The organism is Vallitalea longa (assembly GCF_027923465.1).
Classification (GTDB): Bacteria; Bacillota; Clostridia; order Lachnospirales; family Vallitaleaceae; genus Vallitalea; species Vallitalea longa.
Genome location: NZ_BRLB01000031.1, coordinates 1 through 21,453 on the forward strand (window position 1 = coordinate 1; position 21,453 = coordinate 21,453).

At 26.9% G+C, this 21,453-nt stretch carries 25 protein-coding genes; all 25 read right to left on the reverse strand.

Features of this window, described 5'->3' with window-relative positions; all coding sequences use genetic code 11:
• Positions 1–625: hypothetical protein (locus QMG30_RS24220; protein ID WP_281819773.1), on the reverse strand; the 625-nt coding region annotated here is incomplete at its 3' end.
• An 8-nt stretch (positions 626–633) separates the two neighbouring features.
• The gene (locus QMG30_RS24225; RefSeq protein ID WP_281819774.1) at positions 634–2,070 is read right to left on the reverse strand and encodes an S-layer homology domain-containing protein; all 1,437 of its coding nucleotides are present in this window, start codon (positions 2,068–2,070) and stop codon (positions 634–636) included.
• Positions 2,071–2,096: 26 nt separating this feature from the next.
• Positions 2,097–2,336 (reverse strand): hypothetical protein, encoded by a 240-nt coding sequence (locus tag QMG30_RS24230; protein ID WP_281819775.1) that lies wholly within the window; start codon positions 2,334–2,336, stop codon positions 2,097–2,099.
• A gap of 1 nt (position 2,337) precedes the next feature.
• Positions 2,338–2,871 carry an HD-GYP domain-containing protein gene (locus tag QMG30_RS24235; protein WP_281819776.1) on the reverse strand — a complete coding sequence of 178 codons (534 nt, stop codon included), beginning with the start codon at positions 2,869–2,871 and terminating at the stop codon, positions 2,338–2,340.
• 210 nt (positions 2,872–3,081) lie between these two features.
• Positions 3,082–3,327, reverse strand: coding sequence for a hypothetical protein (locus QMG30_RS24240; RefSeq protein ID WP_281819777.1), 246 nt, complete (start codon positions 3,325–3,327; stop codon positions 3,082–3,084).
• A gap of 191 nt (positions 3,328–3,518) precedes the next feature.
• Positions 3,519–4,046, reverse strand: coding sequence for a hypothetical protein (locus QMG30_RS24245; protein WP_281819778.1), 528 nt, complete (start codon positions 4,044–4,046; stop codon positions 3,519–3,521).
• A gap of 11 nt (positions 4,047–4,057) precedes the next feature.
• Complete coding sequence (locus QMG30_RS24250) at positions 4,058–4,705, reverse strand: hypothetical protein (RefSeq protein WP_281819779.1); 648 nt, start codon at positions 4,703–4,705, stop codon at positions 4,058–4,060.
• 20 nt (positions 4,706–4,725) lie between these two features.
• On the reverse strand, positions 4,726–5,217 hold the full coding sequence (locus QMG30_RS24255; protein ID WP_281819780.1) for a hypothetical protein: 492 nt from the start codon (positions 5,215–5,217) through the stop codon (positions 4,726–4,728).
• Positions 5,218–5,226: 9 nt separating this feature from the next.
• The gene (locus QMG30_RS24260; protein ID WP_281819781.1) at positions 5,227–5,616 is read right to left on the reverse strand and encodes a hypothetical protein; all 390 of its coding nucleotides are present in this window, start codon (positions 5,614–5,616) and stop codon (positions 5,227–5,229) included.
• A 23-nt stretch (positions 5,617–5,639) separates the two neighbouring features.
• Complete coding sequence (locus QMG30_RS24265; protein WP_281819782.1) at positions 5,640–5,891, reverse strand: hypothetical protein; 252 nt, start codon at positions 5,889–5,891, stop codon at positions 5,640–5,642.
• Between the two features lie 19 nt (positions 5,892–5,910).
• Positions 5,911–6,789, reverse strand: a complete 879-nt coding sequence (locus QMG30_RS24270; RefSeq protein ID WP_281819783.1) for a hypothetical protein — start codon at positions 6,787–6,789, stop codon at positions 5,911–5,913.
• Positions 6,790–6,803: 14 nt separating this feature from the next.
• Positions 6,804–7,820, reverse strand: a complete 1,017-nt coding sequence (locus QMG30_RS24275; protein ID WP_281819784.1) for a type II secretion system F family protein — start codon at positions 7,818–7,820, stop codon at positions 6,804–6,806.
• The gene (locus tag QMG30_RS24280) at positions 7,817–8,995 is read right to left on the reverse strand and encodes an ATPase, T2SS/T4P/T4SS family (RefSeq protein ID WP_281819785.1); all 1,179 of its coding nucleotides are present in this window, start codon (positions 8,993–8,995) and stop codon (positions 7,817–7,819) included. The genes QMG30_RS24275 and QMG30_RS24280 overlap by 4 nt, the downstream gene beginning before the upstream one ends.
• Positions 8,996–8,999: 4 nt before the next feature.
• Positions 9,000–9,869, reverse strand: a complete 870-nt coding sequence (locus tag QMG30_RS24285) for a CpaE/TadZ family protein (protein ID WP_281819786.1) — start codon at positions 9,867–9,869, stop codon at positions 9,000–9,002.
• Positions 9,870–9,875: 6 nt separating this feature from the next.
• Positions 9,876–11,147 carry a hypothetical protein gene (locus QMG30_RS24290; RefSeq protein WP_281819787.1) on the reverse strand — a complete coding sequence of 424 codons (1,272 nt, stop codon included), beginning with the start codon at positions 11,145–11,147 and terminating at the stop codon, positions 9,876–9,878.
• A 1-nt stretch (position 11,148) separates the two neighbouring features.
• Entirely contained in the window at positions 11,149–12,765 is a 1,617-nt protein-coding gene (locus QMG30_RS24295) for a M23 family metallopeptidase (protein WP_281819788.1), read from the reverse strand.
• Between the two features lie 2 nt (positions 12,766–12,767).
• Entirely contained in the window at positions 12,768–14,468 is a 1,701-nt protein-coding gene (locus QMG30_RS24300; protein WP_281819789.1) for a hypothetical protein, read from the reverse strand.
• Between the two features lie 17 nt (positions 14,469–14,485).
• Positions 14,486–16,291 carry a VirB4 family type IV secretion system protein gene (locus QMG30_RS24305; RefSeq protein WP_281819791.1) on the reverse strand — a complete coding sequence of 602 codons (1,806 nt, stop codon included), beginning with the start codon at positions 16,289–16,291 and terminating at the stop codon, positions 14,486–14,488.
• The gene (locus QMG30_RS24310) at positions 16,284–17,057 is read right to left on the reverse strand and encodes a hypothetical protein (RefSeq protein ID WP_281819793.1); all 774 of its coding nucleotides are present in this window, start codon (positions 17,055–17,057) and stop codon (positions 16,284–16,286) included. The genes QMG30_RS24305 and QMG30_RS24310 overlap by 8 nt, the downstream gene beginning before the upstream one ends.
• A 49-nt stretch (positions 17,058–17,106) precedes the next feature.
• Positions 17,107–17,406 (reverse strand): PrgI family protein, encoded by a 300-nt coding sequence (locus QMG30_RS24315; RefSeq protein WP_281819795.1) that lies wholly within the window; start codon positions 17,404–17,406, stop codon positions 17,107–17,109.
• Positions 17,407–17,427: 21 nt separating this feature from the next.
• Positions 17,428–17,739, reverse strand: coding sequence for a TrbC/VirB2 family protein (locus tag QMG30_RS24320; protein WP_281819796.1), 312 nt, complete (start codon positions 17,737–17,739; stop codon positions 17,428–17,430).
• 2 nt (positions 17,740–17,741) lie between these two features.
• Positions 17,742–18,014 (reverse strand): hypothetical protein, encoded by a 273-nt coding sequence (locus QMG30_RS24325; RefSeq protein ID WP_281819797.1) that lies wholly within the window; start codon positions 18,012–18,014, stop codon positions 17,742–17,744.
• Positions 18,011–18,508, reverse strand: coding sequence for a hypothetical protein (locus tag QMG30_RS24330; protein WP_281819798.1), 498 nt, complete (start codon positions 18,506–18,508; stop codon positions 18,011–18,013). The genes QMG30_RS24325 and QMG30_RS24330 overlap by 4 nt, the downstream gene beginning before the upstream one ends.
• Positions 18,509–18,516: 8 nt before the next feature.
• Positions 18,517–19,212, reverse strand: coding sequence for a hypothetical protein (locus QMG30_RS24335; RefSeq protein ID WP_281819799.1), 696 nt, complete (start codon positions 19,210–19,212; stop codon positions 18,517–18,519).
• A 1,199-nt stretch (positions 19,213–20,411) separates the two neighbouring features.
• A complete protein-coding gene (locus QMG30_RS24340) occupies positions 20,412–21,248 on the reverse strand; it encodes a hypothetical protein (protein ID WP_281819800.1) in 837 nt (278 codons plus the stop codon).
• Positions 21,249–21,453 lie beyond the last annotated feature (205 nt).

The window sequence follows — 21,453 nt, forward strand, 5'->3', positions numbered from 1 at the left end:
TAATTATTGAATAGAGTTTATCATAAGGAGCTTTTTGGTTGTAGTAGTATTTTAGGTTTTTTTGTGTATTGGGTCCCCATTTCATTCCATTAGGTAATCCATTCAATATGTTTGAAGCTTCATCAGTGAATATTTTCGCTCCTTGGCTGTTACTCTCTAGCAGACTTTTGAAATCGCCATTCCAATAGCTAATAGGCTTACCGTTTGTTCCCATAGGTACATTGTTGATAAGTATTATTTGTATTGCATCTGCTATCAGGTAGCCATCTTTTTGTTTTAACCTATCTTTTTCATCTACTGATTCACTTATCTGATCAAAAACATCTTCAAGCAGTATTTTGACATTGTTATTACCACCATGATTAGCAAAGTCATAATCTATCCGTGCTGTTTTGGAGTCTTCTCCTTCGGGATAGAAAGTTATATCCCATCCTATAGTTTTGTATTTGTATTGGGCTGTACTTTTTTTAGAATTTACGTCAAAGATCAGGTATTGGAGTCCGTCTAATTCTCTTACGACATCAGCTTTGTTGGTATCATCACCCCAACCACCATGAACATCATATGAAATGTTACTTATAATTATTATGAATATAACAATACATGATAAAATTCTTTTTTTCATTTATTCACCTACTGTCCTTCAACTAATCTTATATCGCTAAGATAATGATAACTATGCAACATAAATTTGCTTGTTTCCCATGTTATATTTAAATTAGTCATTGGTCTACCCATTTCCACATCAACATCAACATAATACCATTTTCCCATTTGTAAATTTTCTACTTGACTATACATCTGTTCAGATAATTCAAGTTCATGTTTAATGTTATCTGGATTTTCATGATTATTATATCTAAAATACATGCGACCTCTTAAAATCTCATGACACCTATCATTAATCAAACCCATTCTATAAGAATCTGTAACAAAAATAATATCTTGCTGCACTTTCCATTTTTCTGTTTCATCTACCCATAGTTTAGTAAATTCTTTTGGTTTTAATGATGTATCTCTATAATTCCACCATGCTCTTAACCAGTACAAAAGTGTTTCAGCATATTTTTCTTTATCTAGTTTTTTATAATCCCTTGTAAATAAGGTTTCAATGAACTCTTTTGCATCTTTTGATGCTTGTGTATATTCCATACGTTTTATATTTAATTCTGTACACATACGATTATTTTCTTCAAAGTCATTAGAATATTGATTAGGTGTTAATGGATATTCCTTTAATATCTTCATAATCTTTTCAGAACTATAAATAACTTCCCCATCCTCTACCCTATGAACATACTCAATCTGTGTATCTTCATCTATTTCTGTACCAGATCCATTATTTCTCTCATCTACCTCATTACCATTGTCCTTATTAGAACTATTATCTTCATGACCGTTATTATCACTTACACTACTATCATTATTATCTTCATCAGGTGCATCTTCTTGAATCGCTCTAAAAGGCTTTCTCTGCCACTTATCCATCATTCTATGAATAATAGCACTTGCTTCAGCTCTTGTTGAATAATTCTGTGGCTTGAACGTTCCATCTGGCAAACCTGTTATGATACCTAGAAGGTAAGCATCTTTCACATCTTCTTTGTAGTAATAAGAAACAGAAGAAAAATCTTTTACATAATCTTCGATAAGGTCTCTTGCTTTCTCATTTCCTTTATCATCTATAGCCTTTGAGATGATACTAGCCATTTCTTCTCTGGTAATAGGTTCTTGGTAATTAAAGAACTGATCTTCTTTGATTAAACCTAGTTCTAAGGCTTTGTTAATATAATTGGCAGCCCAATATTTTGAATCATATTCAATATCTGTATAACCTAGAGCTATGACAGCCATTTTTATAAAAGCGTCTTTGTTAATATTGAAGCTAGGCTTGAATGTTCCATCTGGAAAACCATTGATAACATTATTGGATACAAGATATTTGATGTTCTGGGTAGCCCAATTATCTTCTGGTACATCTGAAAATATAATTTCATCATTTGCGTGGACACCCATTGTGTTAACAGTTAAACATATTAATAAAATTATTGAGAAACTTAATTTTTTCATTATTCTTTACACTCCTTTTAAAAATCTTAAGATTTTATCATTTGTTTTAATCTACTTTTCATTTGTTCTTTAATAATTTTATCTAACTCTTTATAAAAGTTATTATCCTTATTATAAAATAAGGTGTATACTTTTCTACGTTTATAAACATTAACTTGTATATTAGTTAAATTATTAAATATTCGCATCTTCTTAAGATATTTTTTATTTATATTAAGTTCTGTACATAGGTTATTTTGTAATTCTTTGCTTATTTGTAATTTCATATTAACCTACTTTTTTGTCAATATTAAGAGATGCTAATTTATCTAATATTTCATTATTGAAGTTATTATTTTTTTTCATTAATGTAATGGCTTCTTTATGAGAATGTACTTTTTTACTATAACATCGTCTATATGTTAAAGCGTCGTACACGTCTGCTATTCCTAATATTTGTTCATTCAATGTTATATTAACTTTTTTTTGATATCCACTTCCATCAATTCTTTCATGATGATTTAAAATAGCTTTTCTTATCTCTTCATTTACAATATTCTTGGTAAGTTTATAACCAAAAATAGTATGATTTTTAATATATTCATATTGCTCTTTTGTCAGAGGACCAGGTATTCCTAAAATTTCTTGATCTAAATTTAATTTTCCAAAATCATGTAATAAGGCCCCCATCAAGAGATTAAAAATTTCTATATCATTTAATCCAAGTTTTACTGCCAAATTGTAACTAATTCTAGCGGTTCTAACGCTATGATCAGCAGTATCTAAGATTTGAGATAATGCTCTTATATTCTTGTCATTCATTTATTAATTCAAATCCCCCTTTCAAACTGAAAAATAAAAAAAGCGTATAGGAATAACCCTCTACACTTGAACTGATCATAAACTTTTGATATAATATCTTAGTCGTCTGGGCATTAATGTTTGTGTAGGTAGGGCTTTACCTTCATAACCTTTAAATGTGTTCCCGCACATTTAAAAGCTAGACGACTTTTATTATTTAACTTTAAACACTTAACTTTGTCTTTTTTTGTATCTCTTTCTTATTGCTTCATAACTTACACCGTATTCAACAGCTATATCCTTTATTTTGTCACCATTCTTTATGCGTTTTTCTATTTTTAAGAATTCTCTATCTGTTATTTTATACGGTTTTCTACCAACCTTATGCTGCTTTAAAAGCTTAACTTGTTCCTTTAACTTTAAGTTTTCTTTTTTTAACTTTAAGTTTTCTTCTAATAAATTTCTATACTTTTCCAAGTTATCTCCTTCTTGTATAACTTTCATTATATATATATTATACCATATTCAAATAATAATACAACAAATATTAGTTGTATTTTCAATATTAATTTAGTAAGAAGATACTGGTATTTATCTTAATATAAATGTGTTACATTTTAAGTTATTATTGCTTGGAACTACCTTGTTAAATGTAACACATCTATTCATTATTTTCCTTTTATATCAAATATTATTCTATAAAGATCTTCCCTTTTATTCTCACTTTTAACTTTTTCTTTCTCATTAGACTTTATTTCATAAGCTGTCATATCACATTCAATATAATACTTATAAAATCCTATTATTTCATTTGTATAATTATTTTTATTTATTTTTTCTATAACTATATTTTTAAAATCAATTTCATAAACTTGTTTACCACTATTTTCTAATATTAAATTTAAGTCAAAAAAATCTTTTCCAATTTGATAATCTATTAATATATCTTTTACTTTATATCTCTTTTCATTCTTTGTTTCTCCAGTAAGTGATAATACAATTGATGATGTTTGTCCAAACCAACATAGTTTCATCATATCTGTAATGAAATCATTACTATCAAAATTATCGTTTAAGTTTATTTTTGAAAAGAGTTCTTTTAATTCTGAAATCTTATCCAGGTTATATGTTATACTTTGTACTACCCCATTGTCATATAATTTATAATTATACTGAATATCTCTTAAACTCTTCATATGCTCCACTCCTAACTTATTATTTCTAACCGTCCTCTTTGCTTTGCGTTAATAATAAATATAGCATCTTGTTCTTTACCTTCAAAAGTAATATACATAGCCTCTGCTGCCATATATTCATCTTCATTTTCTTTACTTAGATTTACATCATTTATCTCTATTATTTCTACATTAAATTTTTTTGTTTTTTTATACTCTTCTGGTAAATTTTCATTTAACCCATCATTTGGTGCATAAACCAGTTTTACTTTTTCACCTACATTTACATTAAAATTATTCGCTTTTTCAGGACTGTCGAATTTCACTGAAAATAAAACATGTCCATTTTTAGCTTTATAATCATTAATGATCTTCTCGTCAGTATAACTATTATTTAATATTACTTCTCCATTTGTTATATCTCTTGATGTATATGTATTTAGAACCTGATTTTTGTCTTTAATTGCTTGTTCAGGAATGTTTAATAACCTAAACGTTTTTTCTGAAATACACTCTTCAGTTATCTTTGTATTCCTTTTTAATTCACAATTAAAAATCAAAACTTTTTTTTCTGGTTCTATTTCAGTAGTACTTTTTATTATTATTCCTTCTGTTATAAGTGCAGCTATAAGCAAAACTATAACTATTAATATTTTATTTAATTTCAACCTTCTTATCAATTTAATTCATCACCTACTTTTTAATAGTCTACTGGTAAACTGACTTCTTGGACTATCTCATAACCTATCCATTCCTTTCCCATAAGATCTAATATTATTTGTCTATATAAATGTGGTTTTATGGGTAATAATAGCTTTACCTTAACTGATTTTCTTGGATAATTTATTCTTTTTAATTCTAATACCTTTATTTTAGCATCTGCCATACTTTCATCTTTAGGTGTGAAATCTACATTTAATTTCATATTCTCCCTAATGTAAGATTCGAAAGTACGCTTAAACTTATCATCAAACTCAATCTTCTTTGTAGATCCTCTTTTTATATTTAAAGTTACATAAGTAGCTTCTAGTGAATCTTTTATTATATCGTTTGAATCTCTTCCTATCTTATACATTATTTGCTTTTCATATGCAGCAGTAAAAATAGGCATTAATATAAATAAAACTATTCCTGTAAATAAAATTAACTCAAATACTCCTATCTCACCTTTTTCATTTCTTTTTAAATTCAAAGTACTCACCTAATTTATTATTTTACGGTTAGGGAATTTTCTCTCATACCGTAAAGGTACCTCTCTTAATTTGCGAGATAATAATGACATCAATGTACTATAACTATAAGTAGCCTTAACATCATATGTAATTTTTTCTTTGTATCTTCTAGTTGAGAATGAAGTAATATTAATGGCCAAATTATTTATATTGTCCATTTTTTCTAATTCATCCTGAAGGCTATTTTTTTCTGCTTTAGTTAAGCCTCCTCTTTCTAAAGCTATATTTTTATACTGTTCATTAATAATAGCAAATTCCCTTTCTACACCAAAAGGAATAAACAATTCAACTAAATATATTGTTATTGCTAAAACAATTACTGTACCTATAATTTTTATAGCAACATTAAAAATATTCATTTTTTATCACCATCTAATCTTGCCTATGTAGTTGGGAACATTTTTGAACTAATAGTATTTGTATACCAGTTCTCTACATCTTCTACTACATCATCTGCGAAATCTCTCAATCCTGGAATCAATACAAACGCTCCTACAATAATTACCGCAGCTAAAACAAGAAGAAGACCCATGAAACTCATACCGCTTTCATCATTTACTACCCTTTTAACTTTATTTACTAAAACATCTGCCTTACTTTTAACTAATGCCTCTACTTTTATTAATTTTTCCATTCTCTTTTTCCTCCTATTTTTATCTATAGAATATCTGCTGCTTTGATGCAGCTAATTCTTTAATTAGTGGATAGCATGTAATTACTATGATTATAAATAAAAATAACATAGCAATCCCTATCATTTTCATTTTGTTTTTTTCTGTCTCAATTCTTATGATGTTTATATACTTACTGAATAATTTTTTTTCTTTCTGATCTATCGTAAAATCATTTTGTCCTGTATTTACTCCTTGTCTTATAACAATTGCCAATGATCTAGCTTCATATGTTTTATAATAATCCGTAATGTACTTTGTAGCACTATCAATATCATTTGTACTACTATAAACAGAAGCCATTTTCAACAATCTACTTTTTAATATCTTATCATTTACAGCTTTGTATAAATTATTTATTGCAACATTTACACTTATACCACTACTTATTTGATTATTATAAAATTTGTATATCTTATAAGCCTCTTTCTGAAACATATTTTCATGTTTTTTTATTTCACTATTTAAATATGTTTCAATGATTCCCTTTATCAGGATAGCTATTAATACAGCTCCTATATAATTTCTTTTAAATACTAAGTATATTGCTAAAATAAAAGGAAATATATATCCAAATATAATATATCCTATTACAAGACTTCTTCTTTTTTCTCCAGCTTGTAATAACTTTAGTTCGCATTTATCATAGAAATTATTTAACTTCTTATTCTTCACCTTAATTTTAATGAAATTACTACGTTTATCTTTACGTAGATTAGCAATAGTCTCAAGCGTCCTATCTAATTTTGAATTAATGAATTTATACATATGTCCTACCAGGTATATTGTTAATACCATTACTATAATAATAATTACTGTAAATAGATTATTTGTATGTATCATTTTTACGATTAGATCCATTGCATTACCCCCTTTCAATAATCAAATTTTTTAATTTTTATATTCCAATAAAATCCCATGAAAAAGATTATTGTTGAAATATCTAAAATTACTTTTCCTTCGGTAGTATGCAAATATAAATCGCTCAACGTTTCGTTAACTTGTATGCTATAATAAACTAATATTACAGCCACAATCATTATTATGTATAACATTATTTGATTAATGTAATTCTGCATTTTCCTATTCGTATACTCTTTTTCTATCATATGTGCTTCTTCTTCTAGTCTTCTTATTAAAGCAATTGTATTACCTTTGCACTTTATATTTTGCTTTAAATTTAATATTATATTATAAAATTCCTTGATGTTTACTTTATATGATAGAAGATCCAGTGCTACTTCTGTATCTACTCCATTTTTTATCTGTACAACACATTCTATTAAATACGTGTTGAAAGGCTCAGGCATAACTTCAATGGTCTTATCTAACGCATAAACAAGATTATTTTTTACTTCTAAGAAACTATTTAGTACCGACAAAAAATCTGATACTAATTTTCTAATCTTATTTGAATTATATTGTCCCATAATATCTAGTATGGCTATAGGTAAAAAACTTAAAAAAGCACATATTAATGAAGTTGTTATTATAGAATAGAAATATCCATATACCTTAGAAAAAAGTCCGATAAAAATGCATCCCTGAAAAGTTATAAGTGTATATACATTCGCAAAAGGTATATATCGTTTAATATTACTCCTTTGTATTAGAGTTATATCTAATGTTTCAAGTAAATTCAACTTAATAGTATAATCCTCCTGCATCTGTGTTTTAATAACCTTTATGAGATTTCTTTTAGCTTTCCTATCTAAGGTATTCATAGATCCTTTTAGGCTATTTAAAGTTTTATTAAAAATAGGTTTTATATTGATTCTACTAACTAATTCTATAATTATTATTGCATTAAGGATTAATATTATAATTGTTAGTATTACAGATAAGTGCGATACAGTTACTAATCCATATAACTCTTTTATAAGTCCTTTCATAATTCCTCACATCTTTCTGTTATATCAGTAAAATCAAATTTATCACTATTTCTATCATAGCTATTTAATTTAAGAATTTCTTTTATTTTAAACCCTTTCATATATACAATAATATCTATAGATTGACTTATAACTTCTTTTATAGTGTATACAGGTAAGTTTAAATTTGCTGTATCTGATAATGTTATCAATCTGTCAGGAGCATTTCTAGCTGAACTACTATGAATAGTAGTTTTAATGTTATGATCCGTAGAACCAGCTTTAATAAGTGTATATGCTTCCTTGCCGGTTATTTCACCTACAACATAAGCATCCAATGACATTGTTAGTCCATCTGTTACTAAAGTATTTAAATCTACTGTTACACCCCCAAATTCCTCCTTCTTTATTCTTTGTATTGTAAAGTTTGGATACTTATTTAAATATAACTCTGTATCTTTTTCACAAACTAAATAATTGTTAAGAGGATCATTATTCATTAATATAGCTCTTAATAACGTAGTTTTTCCAGCAGCCCCCTTCCCACATATTAAAATATTATATCTGAGTGATTTCTCACTTCTTTCAAAGAAGTATCTCTGCTGTTCTGTTAACATATTAAGATTAACTAGATCCTTTAATGTATATGGGTTAAATCTATGTTTTCTTATCTGCATAGATGTTCCAGTTACATTACGTGGTGAAATAGATACATTGATTCTCAGTCTGTTTTTTTCATCTGATACTCTGGAATGATTATAATTTTCATCTATAATACCACCATTTCTTATAATCATTAATTTTGCAAAATCCCTAAATTCTTTTTTATTCTTGAATTTTAACGGATAAATTTTTCTTATTCCATTCCTCTTTATTGTACAATAATTATATCTTGTGAAATCTATATCAGATATATCTTCATCTAAGATAATATCTTGTAAAATTCCATATCCAAATAAGAAATTAATAATTGCTTTATAAACATTTTCTTTATTAATATTCTTGTGTGAATCTACTTCTTTTTTTATTTCGTTTTCTAATATTTCTTTATTTTTTCCTTCGTTAATTTTATGTATTAATAATGGTTGTTCAATTATAATTTTTTTTCTTATTTCCTCTATAACACTATCTTCATCTATGGTTTTAACAACTTTACTCTGTTTTCTGAATGTAGAATATGATTGTATAACAGGCATTTAATCACCTCCAAATATGCCCTTTTTTCAATCCAATATTAAAATATTTGCTTATTTTTCTATAATCATTTTTTACTTTCTTGTTCATCTTATACTGTTTGTCAAATTTATTCCTTTTTCTAATTCGTTCTGGATCATATGATACGATTCCAATTAAATTTTCATCTGTAACAGTTTTTACATCTAATTTGTCCATGTGTAATGAATTATAATTAAATCCTATTATTTTATGTCTGTCTTTTTCAATACCCATGTTATCATATATAAACTGGACATAGCTATTTACCATTTTTATTTTGTCTGCTGTTAACTCTACAGCATATATCATTGTGTCACATAAAGACATAGTATCTACAAAAAACGCATCATAAATGCAAGAATTAGTATTTATGATTACTATATCAAAACATTCATTAGCCACTTTAATCAAGTCTTTAAATGCATCTTTGGTATAATACTCATACTGTTTTATATCATCATTTCCAGTAAGCACGTAGAAGTCTTTATGCTTTACACAAATACTTTTAAATATTTCCCTATTTGCTTTTTCTTTTGCTATAAAGTCCATAGCCATATTAAAACTAGATTTTGTCTTATATTCAGATACAATATTTGTGTTATAAGTATTCTTTATACCTAATGTTTCAGCTATAACAGGTGTAAGAGCATTTGCATCTATTAGTAATACTTTTAATGTTGTATAATGTGATATGAATAAAGAAAATTCACTAGCGAACTCTCCATTATCATAAACACCAATAATTTGTTTTTTAAAAAATTGTATTACCTTTTTATCAACCTCTTCTTTTGATATATTTTCTTTTTTAATTTCTTGTTTTCTTTGCTTTTTTAATAAAACTGGTTTTCTTTTCACTTATTATCACCCCCTTCTCAATTTAAATAATTTTTTCTTTTTTATTGTATTAGTTGGTATTACCTCTTCAAACATTTTTGAAAATACTTCACTTTCATTCACTATAAATGGATCCGCTATAAACGGTGCCATATAGCACTCTAATCCATTCATATTATATTTTACAAACTTAAATAATTCTTTATCTGAGAATGTAAAATAATATTTTGTTTTCTTTACCAAATCCTTTTCCTTTAGATACAAATCTAAATAAGGAATTTCCCAATCCTTGACGCCACTTACTACTACTCTTGTATTAGCTCGCTTAAATTCAACTTTATTACAGTGTTCAAATTCACCCATATCTAATACAATATAATTAAATCCAGTATTCAATATTTCTATTAAACCTTCATTTTTATAACTATAAAAGTGAATACCATTCAATATAAATCCTCTATCTTTTTCTTCAATATCTTCATAAGCATTTTTTATTATAGAAAAATTATCACTCTCATGCATTTCCACAAGAGCTACCTCTTGTTTTAAGCTTTTTAAAAAACTTGCAATAGAAATACATGTATGAGTAGTTCCAACTCTATTCATTGCCCCTGTTACTGCAATTACTAAAGTCCCTATTATTTTGTCTTTTATAATAGTAACTACTGGTCTATCAACATCTTTTTTTATCTCATCTTTTTTTTCCTCTTTGTAAAGCTCCATTTTTGTTAATTTATTATTATCTTCATAATTTAATTTATTATTTTTTTTAGAATTCTTATCATCTAATAATGAATTTTTTTTGGTCAACTGATCTATTTTAGTTCGTATATTGTTATCGCTCTTAATATCATCTTTTTTCTCTTCTTTTACTTCTGATATTATATTTACTCTCAGTTTATTCTGATTATCTTCTTTCTCATTACTTTGATATTTTTCAAATACAGATTTCATTTCCTTCAAAGATTTTGGATTCTCAATTAATTTTAAAATATCCGTTGGTCCAATATCATCAAACAAAATATCTCTTATACCATATCTTATACATAACTTTATTTCATCATCATTATCAGATGTTGTTATGAATATTACTCTTGTACCATTAGAAATTATGTCAAAGATTGTTTTATCCAAACTTTCTTCACCATTCAATCTTCCGCTCAATATTGCAATATCAAATTGATTTTCAATTAGATATCTTCTATACAACACAATTTCACTTTCATATTTTGTTTTACATTTTTTATCAAGTATTTCATCTAATTCTTCAATTGCAGTTGCAACTGCTATCTTTTTCATTTTAATCATCATCATCCTTTACCAATGGTAAATAAATCATTGGATCTTCATATTCTCCTCCTGGATTAACTACTCCAAAATGTAAATGAGGCCCAGTTGAATATCCTGTACTCCCCGATAATCCTATTATGTCTCCTTCATCAACTTCTTGCTTTTCGGTACACATAATCATGTTTAAATGATAATATTTGGTAATAAATCCATCGTCATGCTTTATAATTACAAAGTTTCCTTCTACACCTCCATATCCTGTATCTTCTATTTTACCTTTTGCCGATGCAATTATTGGTGTTCCTGTTTTAACTGGAAAATCCATTCCATGATGGAAACGGTACTTTGTTACACCATTCATTGTTAATGTACCAGGACCAAAAGGACATGATATATTTATTTTTTTCTCATTCACGTTTTCATCAAACTTTATTGGTAGAATAAACTTTGTTTCCATATCAAGTACTTTGTATTCTCCTGTTCCTTCATACCCTCCATTTACCAGAAGTTTTGAATTATGGCCAAGATATTTATTTGCATTATAGGCGAATTCATAAGACTCAGGGAATAAAGCACTTGTATGTAGAATTATTTCCTTATCTTCTTCTATTAATTTTTCACCTAAATTATGATTAGCCATGAACTCATCATATCTTGTGTTTTTTTCACTTTTTCTTCTGATATTATATCCCTCTGTCTTAGTTCTAACATATTTACTGATTTCTTCCCTAACTTCAACTTTTCTATATCTATCTCTAGATACCAGTTTTTCACCTTGTTGTTTAGTTTTATTACTACTATTTCTTTTAACATATCTGCCATTGACTCTTACATAAGATCCATTATTGCTTTTTTTATATTTATGCCTCTTTTTTGTATAATTGTCTACTAGGTTCCAATCACTTTTTTCTATAGTAATTTTATCGTAATCAAAATTTATATCTTCAAACATTGTACTTACCTTTTTTATGTAAGGTAATGGAACTTTTTTTGTAATATTTTTTTGTTTTCTTTCTGTTTTTTTATGTGATCCATTTTCGTATATCTTTGTGACAGTATACTCAGATGAATATTCTGTTTGATAATATGTGAAATCATTTGTATTATTAATATCAAAAGTATACTCAAATATAGGGCTAAGATTTTTATTAACTGCATCTATTACAGATGTATCATTTATTTTGGTGGAAGTTGTAGTGATTACATCTATTCCCCCTAGAAATTGCCACCATAATCTATATTGTTTTGTCATATCACCTATTTTTAGTATTGTATTTTCTGTACTATTATAACTATCTATATTTGATGGTTCTAAAAATTGACTTTCTTTATTGTTTCTTGTCTCTTCATATACTAAAATCTTTGCATTTCTATTTTCAGGATGAGATTCCTCTTCCATTTGAATATATTTTTTTACTTTATCATAATTTATTACTCCTATTTTTTCTCCTATTTCTTTTTTCATCTCTTCCAATTCTGCATCTTTTAGTCCTCCACCAACAAAAGGTATTTTGGAAATCATCTCTCCTATTCCTATTATAATTACAAAAAATAATACTACCAAAATGATAATTGGAGATTTTTTTATTAGAAATAACTTTATTTTATTTTTTATTAGTTGTTTCATCTCTATCTCCTACTATGAGACTTATTATCTGCTGATGCAAAATAGTTTCTTACTCCTTGTCCCATATCTCTTCCTTTATCCTGTATCATTTCTTTCCTTATATTATTAGCTCCTGATACTACTCCTGTTGCTGCTGCTCCACTTACTTTTCCTAATCCTTTTCCAACTTTATCTATTGGCATTTTATTTAACATTATTTTTGATGCCTGGAAGGCTGGTATTCCTGCCATTGGAGACTCTCCTATAGAAGCTGCTGCCATTCCTACTCCTACTGATAACGCAGTTTTTGTTATATTACTATTTAATACTTTACCAACTCCACCGCCAAATGTTCCTCCATATTTTGCTCCTGTAGTTACTCCTTTTTTTACTGAATCCACAAAACCTTTACTTACACCAATCTTATCTACTGCATTTCTAACTTGATTTGTAGCAAAATTACTTACGGTAGACATTACTTTAGCTCCAGTTGTATTATTAGACGTTTTATTAGTATTTTTTGAGCTTCCATTATAGGTATTTCCCCCTTTTGTACTGTTCATTCTAACTAAATTTGTTACTGTATAAGCAACCATACCCATCATTGAATCTACGCCTGTTTTAGGTGGTCTGCCTCCTGAACCTTTAACCACTTGAAATACTGCTATTATAGTATCAGCCAATTTAAATATTATTCCGTACATAATGATGATGACAATGGCATTATTACCGTTAGACATACCATTAAGTACTACAGTAGCTATAACAAATGAAAAACCATAATAGAATGGGTAAAACGCAAATTTTATTACTGTACCAAGCCATGCATTACTTGAATTAAACTCTTGTAGTTGTCCTACTGCTAATGCTACAGGAGCTAATACATAGAATCCATTAAGTATGGCTTTCCTAAATATCATTATTGTCCAAATTTTAAATTCAATATATATCACATATATCTTAGCAATAGAAATTCCTATTCCATACTTCCTTGCATCCATTTCAAACACATCTGCATAACTGTTACTAAAGTCTATTTTATTTAGCAAACCTAACATATAGTTGGATAGAGAAATTATTACATATATGAATGCAGGTGCTGTAGCTATATATATAACTATTAATCCCCAACTATATAAATATTCTCTTACTTCCTCTCCTCTTCTTTCATCTGTACTGAATCTTATTATTGAATGTCCTGTTCTGACAACCATTATGTATATGAATACTCCAACTGACATAAGCATTAAATTGAATAAATTTATACTTCCTCCATTTTTCAATGGTACAACTAGATTTACAATTGGATTCTCTTCTATATTGAATAATATATTTTGTAAACTTATATCTACACCTAATATCCATTCTCTCATTACTTTAAAACTATTAACTAGAAATTCTAAAGCACTAATCAATATACCTTCAACAAATCCAATATGTATATCCTGAGTTGGACTATTAATACTTCCAGTTATTCCACCAGGATTATGTTCTATTCCACGCGAAAGTTTACCTACTAAGTTATTCAAATTATTTGCTATGAAGAATGCTGATGTAATTATAAAAGCTGCTATGAATAAATAAAATAATCCTTTAATTGCTTTTGTTCTTTTTTCAGGATCTTTTCTGTTTTTAATCACTAGGCATCCTATTGATATTGTTGATAGGAAACACATGATATAAGCAAATAATTTTGCTAACCTCTCTATATCATTGAAAACCATATTTTCACCTTATTTCTTTAAGTTCTAAAGTATTCCCATTCAAAGTCAAAGACTTCTACATGCATTTCTATTTTTTCATTTCCACTAAGTAGTACAGCATCTCCTTCATTGAACATTACTAAATCATTTTTGAGTTGATCAGATAAATTGAAGTGGTTTACTATTTTATCAACGGAATCTGGGTTTTGTTTAAGTATGAATTTTGTTGAAGCCATATCAACAATAGTCTGTCCACTTTCTGTTCCTAAAAATTCTCCTATGAACTGACTGGCTATAACCAATGCTGCCGAATATTTTCTACCCCTTCTATCCATCTCTTCTAATAGTGTTGCTGCCGCCGGATATTTTGCAAAATACCATCCTTCATCTATTTCAGCGTTTTTCTTTATGTGTTTGTATTTATAGTTACCAAACACACTCCAAACCCATTCTAAAATATTCACAACAGCATAAAATTTCATGAACCCATCTGAAACATCCTTCAACCCAATACCTGTTAATCCATGTAAATTGACTGTTGTTTCACAGTCAAATAATGCCATAGACCCATCTCCAGTTATTAACTTCATTAATTCTGCTAATTCTTTTGTATTTGGATATTCTAATAATTTTTTTCTTAAATCTGTGAGAATTGGCATTTTTTTCTTTCTTTGTCCTACTGAAAATTTACCATTCTCTTTACCATCTCTATACTCATATAATGAATCTGGATTTTGTGTGATTCCTCTTTCTGAATATAATTCTCTTACCGCTTCTTCTACACCAGTTAATTCAAGACCAGTTAATCCTTTACCTCTCATTTTTTCACAGAAAATTGATAACATCTCTCTAATTTCTGCTACTTTACCGTATATATCTATTCGTTTTCTACCGTTTTTATCTTCTTCTACTTCTAAATCTAGAGGATTAAAACCTGTTTTCTTACCTGGTGCCACATTTATATAATTACCACCAAGATGATTGATTATTTCCTCCGCCTCTCCTTCTAAATCAAAGTATACATTCCAAGCACCCATAGCATTTGATCTGCTTAAAAACGCTTTTAACAGTACACTTTTTCCAGAACCAGCAGGTCCAAATATCATAACCATTGGATTTGATAATAATGGAGGACCTACAAAATTATCATAGAATATTTTAGAATTAGTTGCTAATGTATATCCTAGATAATTACCATTTGGATGATGTAATCCATTTTTACCAGCAGGTAATAATGCTGCAAAACCATCGGACGTAATATTTTTCTTGTATTTTTTTTCTTGTTCAGTCATTAATATTGATGGCATCGTAGATTTGAACGCATTTTCTTGATTAAGTGATAAACAATGAACTACTATACTCATAGTTTCACATTGATTTTCAAATATCTCACTATTCTCGTTTAATTCCTTCAAAGTATTACCCCATACTCTAATTAACTTAGTTACACTTAGCAATTTTTTTGTACCAACCTGTATTTCTTTTCTCATTTGTTCGAAATCATTTGCCTTTTGAACATATTTCTGATCCCCACCATTTAACTTAGCGTTACTTCCAGCTTTTGCTATCTCAATGGTTAGCTTATTAACAGCTTTTTGATCTGGAATTCTTTCCACATAATCAATTGTATCTATATTTTGCCCTAACACACCATATAAAGCATCAAAATATCCTATATGTATAAGATATGGAAACGCTAAAACTCCATATATTCTGACATATTTTTTCCTGCCTAGATATATATAATCCTCGTGCTCATCAACTGCTTGGGGTAAAATCAAATCTATATTTCCAACAGTTCCAGTGTAATCCCATGTTAATTCTTCATTTTCTTTTTCACTCATTGCTATCACCACCACCAACTTTCATATCAGAAGTAGAATATAATTCAAATATACCTTTTTGTTCTGCATCTACTAAATTATATCTAGATCCATGATTTATGTATTCATTTAAAAAATCTATAATTTCTATTGTTTCTAGTATTCTGAAATCAATTTTTGCTCTTGTGAGGTTATTAATGATTATTGTAGCTCTTTGTTTTAATAATCTTATTTTTTGTTTATCGCTTTTATCTCTTGCCCCTATTACAATATACTTCTTTTTTTCATACTGTTTGCGATCATACTGTTTGTTTTGCAATTCTTCAGCCAGTTTAACAGAATAATCAATACTTTTTTTAGATAATTTTCCACTATTTATTGTTTCATATATTTTTTCATTGCTTTTTCTGTAAGTTGCTTTTCCAATTAAAGTAATTATCTTAATAGGTTCTTTTAGACTTAATGCAAAGCTATTTAATTGATCTTCAAATAACTCTGTTTCTTCATCTTTTAAAGCTCCTATGTCCTGAGTAGAATACTCAATAATACAACTTATTGTTCCATCATGGTTTTCTACCATATTATTCTGTATTGTTTTAAATCCTATTTTATATTCTATTCCATTGTCATTTTTACTCTTTTTGTTTTTGTCGTTTTTTTTCTTTTGTTTCTTGTCATCACTACCACTTCTTTTTCTTTCTTTTTTTTGATCTAATTTAACAGATATGAAATAGACTATTAAAACCGTTAATAATCCTAATCCTCCACCTATTAATAAAGCAATCATATGTTACCTCCTATATGCCATAATACCTAATGTACTATGGCACTGGTTTCTAATATTTATGATATGTACTTGTTTTATTTCTTAACTTAAATTTTATAAGTTTAATTAAGTACTTATCTAATTCATCACCATCTTTTTTGACAAACGCAAAGATGGAACCTAAAATCAGTAAAATTACAGTTATTGCAAATTCTATTAAAAATTTAATTAACACAAATTCTGAACTTGAAGTAATTATAAATACCATAAAAATAACTGGAGAATAACACACTAACTGTTTCGCTGTTAATTTGCCTCCAACTACTTTATCAGGTGTTTCTTGGTCAAATGGAGTAGTAAAATACCTCATAAACTTATCCCTCTTTCTAATCTAGAAGAACATCCAAGTTACAACTGTTCCTGAAATTGATATTACGAATACTCCAACAAATATCCAAAATACTGATGATAATTCTTCCGTTCTTTCTTCAACTTTTTTTCTATACATCATAATTCCAAACCCTGCAGATATTAAGCCTATAAAAGCAAATATTCCAGTTAATATGTTTTTAATTTTGTCAACACCTTTTGTATATTGTTGATAAGTAGGATCTTCTGCGTAGACACTTAAACTAAATAAACCTATTAATACCACCATATTTAATAATAAATATAACATTTTCTTTATTTTTTTACTTTTCATTTTTAATCCCTTTCTTGTCTTTTCCACCAATTTATTTTTTTTTCATAATCATTTTCTGTTGTTATAACTTCTATATCTTTTCCTTTTTGTATAGCAATCAAGATAAAATTATATTTTTTAAATGCTATAATTGTTTTCTTTCTACTATGTCTAATAATTTTATCAGGATCCAGAACTGCTTCTATTAATAATTCTTCTACTTTTTTTGTTTGAACTTGCTTTGAATCAATTCTTTGTATATATCTGTCTATTGCATGTTTCCTTATATAAATCAATTATTGATCACTTCATTGTATATATATATTTTTTCAACTTGATTATTTAATGTAATATTATTTATTTGCTCTTTTTCTTCTAAAATTAATACTACATTTCCATAATTATCTCTATCTATTAACTTACACTGTATATTTTCTTTTCCAATATTTATAATTGTAAAATATAAGTATGCTTCTACATTTGCAACTTTAGCAGCTGCATAATAAGGTAGATCCATCCCTATTATATCTTTAGTTATTTTTCCCTTTTGATATAATATGGATAATATATCTAATACTTTTAGAACATTTTGAAGTTCTATACCTTCCACTTGAATATTTTTTATCTTTATAAGATTTTCTTCTACAACTATTTTATTGTTTTGTTGTAACCTAAACAAACATTTCTGATTATAGCCAACAAAACAACTTAGATGCTTTTTTTTGCACACACTAAATTCTGTCAGGAATTTAATTAATTTATTGTCTTTCTTTGTTAATTCACTTTTCATCCTTTCACCTACTTTAAGTAGCGTAGAATATGTCCCCATATTCTATGTTCTTTTTCACTTATTTTTTCTATATCAATTACAACATTATCACCTATTTGTAATGCTCTTCTCCAATCTACATTCCTACATAAGATTGCTATATCAATCACCGGTATTTTTACAAAAACACCAATACTAACAATTGATACAACTTTTCCTGAATACTGTCCTTTTATCTTCACATAAGTAGTATCAAAGTTTTTTTCTAAGAATGCTTCTTTTAAAGAAAGCTTCAAAGGGTCAGTACCAATTATTTTAACAGGCACTACATCTCCAACTTTATATATTTCTAAATCTCTTAAATCTTGCGTTAAATATTGAACACAGTCCTCAACTGGAACATATATTTCTTTGCCATGTAGTTCTACTATTATTACTTTTTTTAAAACAAGTAATATACTTACTTCTACTATATTACCAATCTTTATATCATTCTTTTTTTTCTCTCTTTCATTTTTCATTGCTTTTTTTCTTGAAGCTATTTTTTTCCCATTTTCTTCTCCGATAACAACAAATTTTATTTTAGCTCCAATAAAATTCTTTATTTTGTTATCTTTTTCTACACCTCCAAATTCCTTTTTTTTAATTATATACAATCCTTCGTCATTCTTAACTACAGCATGATCATCTTCAAATCCAACAACCATACCTTCTAATAATTCCATAAACTAATCCTCCTTTTAATGTAATATTAAAAATATATAAAAAGATACGTGGTGTATTCACACCACGTATCTTAATTTATCCTCATATTATAATTTAAAGTTGACATTTAACCATTATTACTTTATCATATATTGAGGGTTGCTATTGAGCTTTTGGCTCATATGTGGGTGCGTTATCACCTATGTAGTAAGTAAAGTACTACCAATACTTTACTTATATGGCAACCTTTAAATTTTCTATATAATAATATACCATATTAATTTGCATTAGGCAACACTATTGTTAGTCTTTTTTTTTGTCTGATTATATATTTCTTACTTTTCAAGTAAATTGTAAATTATGTTTACAATTTTTATTAAATCTTTAAACTTTTAAATTATATTATAGTGATATATATATTTATAGTAGTAACTACTTAGTACTAATTCTAAGTAACTATTATTGTAATGATTTTTTAATACCATTTTATATATGACTATTGTATGTTTTTTGTAACATTTTGTCAATATAAGTATTTTTTTAATATAAATAAATTAATCTTTTTAAATTTTGAATTATAAATAGTTTAATATAGAATAGATTGTACATCTTTTTAACATATATCTATTTTTTTTCATTCAAGTAGTATTGTAGTAGTATTATTAGATGGATTTTTGTGTTATAATATATAATACATATTTATTTATTCAAGTGATAAAGAAAATTACTTAAGTAATTTTTACATCTTTAATTTTTAGTTAAATTAGAAATAAGTAAACTTATTTCTTCCTAATTATTTTTCTAGGTTTTTAATAATTCTTAGTTAGTTACCAACTTTATTTAACCACCACCACGATAGTATTGTTTTATGAATATATAGATAGTATGAATATATTAAAGATAGGTAAAGTTCTTAAAAACTGTGTAATACCCCTTGATTATAAGGTTTTTACAATATTTACAATTAAATATTTTGCAACTTTAATACTAATATAATGCAACTTATTTTTCTTTTTTCTTAATGAAATGCAACTTATTTTTTATGATTCTAGTTATTCACATGTTATCCACATATTTTTCTACATAAAAAAAGAAGTATCTACCCATTTATTTACATTTTATGGGTAAACTCTTCTTTTTATGATTTATTTATTATTGTTTTTATTAGTTTTAAGTTACACAAATAAACTTAACAATGTTAAGTTTTTATCTTATTATACTAATATCCAAATCTAGCGTTTAATATGTTATTAAACAATTTAGGCTGAATTCCTTTATCCTGATATTTTATTATTAAGTTGTTTATCTCATTTATTAAAAAATCAATACTTGGAATAGATTCTCTAGTTATAAAAATATTAAAAATCTTTATAAGCGCTTTAATATCTATTATATTATGTACAATATTATTCATTTTCATTTTCATTGCAAATATATGCTTTAAAAAGATTTCTCTTATAGATCCTTGACTTATTTCTTTATAAAATAATGTTAGAGCCTTACCTCTTCCATTATTTTTAATTGTAATCAACTTCTTTATATCCTCTATATACGTCTTTATAAGGTATATATTATCTGTATTAAAATATTGCTTAAGTTTTGTATTACCAATGTTCATAAATCCTTTATGCCTATTCATATTGGCCAAGATTCTTATTAATCCTACTTTCGCATTTTTTCTTAATTTCCTAAACTCTTCTGTATATAATAAATAATGATTAACATTAAAGTAATTTTTGATTCTGTCATTCATATCATCACTATAATCATTATTAATGAATCTAAGATCTTTATATTTTTCTCTTTTTGTGAAGTCACAATCTATAATACCATTTTTACTTAAATGTTTTAATGCCCTAAAATAGCTTGTCTTATGTATTTTAAGCTCTTTTATAATTTCTTTATAATATATGTACCTTACTCGTCCAAAAGCATCTTGATACTTGGCTAATAGTAACAGAATATCAATATCTATAGATGTTACTTTATTTATTTTATTATCTATTATATCTCTATTTAATTTACAACTACCTATTCTTTTTTTATAATTACTCATTAAAATAACCCTCCAACTTTTTAGAAGGCTAACAAACAATTTCTTAATTCTTTTTCAAAAACCTATTGAAATACACTTTAATTTATATTATAATATTAAGTGAATTTAACAAGAATTAAATAAGCGTGGTAAGCTTTCTTGTTTATTAGCTGGGAAAAGTACGGTCAATACTTTTCCTTTTTACTTGCCATTTTTTATTCTATTT

Bases quoted from the DNA above. Each gene is read 5' to 3' on its own strand.
- QMG30_RS24235 (WP_281819776.1), bottom strand. From the start codon at position 2,871: ATGAATGACAAGAATATAAGAGCATTATCTCAAATCTTAGATACTGCT.
- QMG30_RS24300 (WP_281819789.1), bottom strand. From the start codon at position 14,468: ATGGTTTTCAATGATATAGAGAGGTTAGCAAAATTATTTGCTTATATC.
- QMG30_RS24310 (WP_281819793.1), bottom strand. From the start codon at position 17,057: ATGATTGCTTTATTAATAGGTGGAGGATTAGGATTATTAACGGTTTTA.
- QMG30_RS24320 (WP_281819796.1), bottom strand. From the start codon at position 17,739: ATGAAAAGTAAAAAAATAAAGAAAATGTTATATTTATTATTAAATATG.
- QMG30_RS24290 (WP_281819787.1), bottom strand. From the start codon at position 11,147: ATGAAAAAGATAGCAGTTGCAACTGCAATTGAAGAATTAGATGAAATA.
- QMG30_RS24245 (WP_281819778.1), bottom strand. From the start codon at position 4,046: ATGAAGAGTTTAAGAGATATTCAGTATAATTATAAATTATATGACAAT.
- QMG30_RS24305 (WP_281819791.1), bottom strand. From the start codon at position 16,291: ATGAGTGAAAAAGAAAATGAAGAATTAACATGGGATTACACTGGAACT.
- QMG30_RS24315 (WP_281819795.1), bottom strand. From the start codon at position 17,406: ATGAGGTATTTTACTACTCCATTTGACCAAGAAACACCTGATAAAGTA.
- QMG30_RS24295 (WP_281819788.1), bottom strand. From the start codon at position 12,765: ATGAAACAACTAATAAAAAATAAAATAAAGTTATTTCTAATAAAAAAA.
- QMG30_RS24340 (WP_281819800.1), bottom strand. From the start codon at position 21,248: ATGAGTAATTATAAAAAAAGAATAGGTAGTTGTAAATTAAATAGAGAT.
- QMG30_RS24275 (WP_281819784.1), bottom strand. From the start codon at position 7,820: ATGAAAGGACTTATAAAAGAGTTATATGGATTAGTAACTGTATCGCAC.
- QMG30_RS24270 (WP_281819783.1), bottom strand. From the start codon at position 6,789: ATGGATCTAATCGTAAAAATGATACATACAAATAATCTATTTACAGTA.
- QMG30_RS24280 (WP_281819785.1), bottom strand. From the start codon at position 8,995: ATGCCTGTTATACAATCATATTCTACATTCAGAAAACAGAGTAAAGTT.
- QMG30_RS24230 (WP_281819775.1), bottom strand. From the start codon at position 2,336: ATGAAATTACAAATAAGCAAAGAATTACAAAATAACCTATGTACAGAA.
- QMG30_RS24335 (WP_281819799.1), bottom strand. From the start codon at position 19,212: ATGGAATTATTAGAAGGTATGGTTGTTGGATTTGAAGATGATCATGCT.
- QMG30_RS24225 (WP_281819774.1), bottom strand. From the start codon at position 2,070: ATGAAAAAATTAAGTTTCTCAATAATTTTATTAATATGTTTAACTGTT.
- QMG30_RS24265 (WP_281819782.1), bottom strand. From the start codon at position 5,891: ATGGAAAAATTAATAAAAGTAGAGGCATTAGTTAAAAGTAAGGCAGAT.
- QMG30_RS24330 (WP_281819798.1), bottom strand. From the start codon at position 18,508: ATGAAAAGTGAATTAACAAAGAAAGACAATAAATTAATTAAATTCCTG.
- QMG30_RS24260 (WP_281819781.1), bottom strand. From the start codon at position 5,616: ATGAATATTTTTAATGTTGCTATAAAAATTATAGGTACAGTAATTGTT.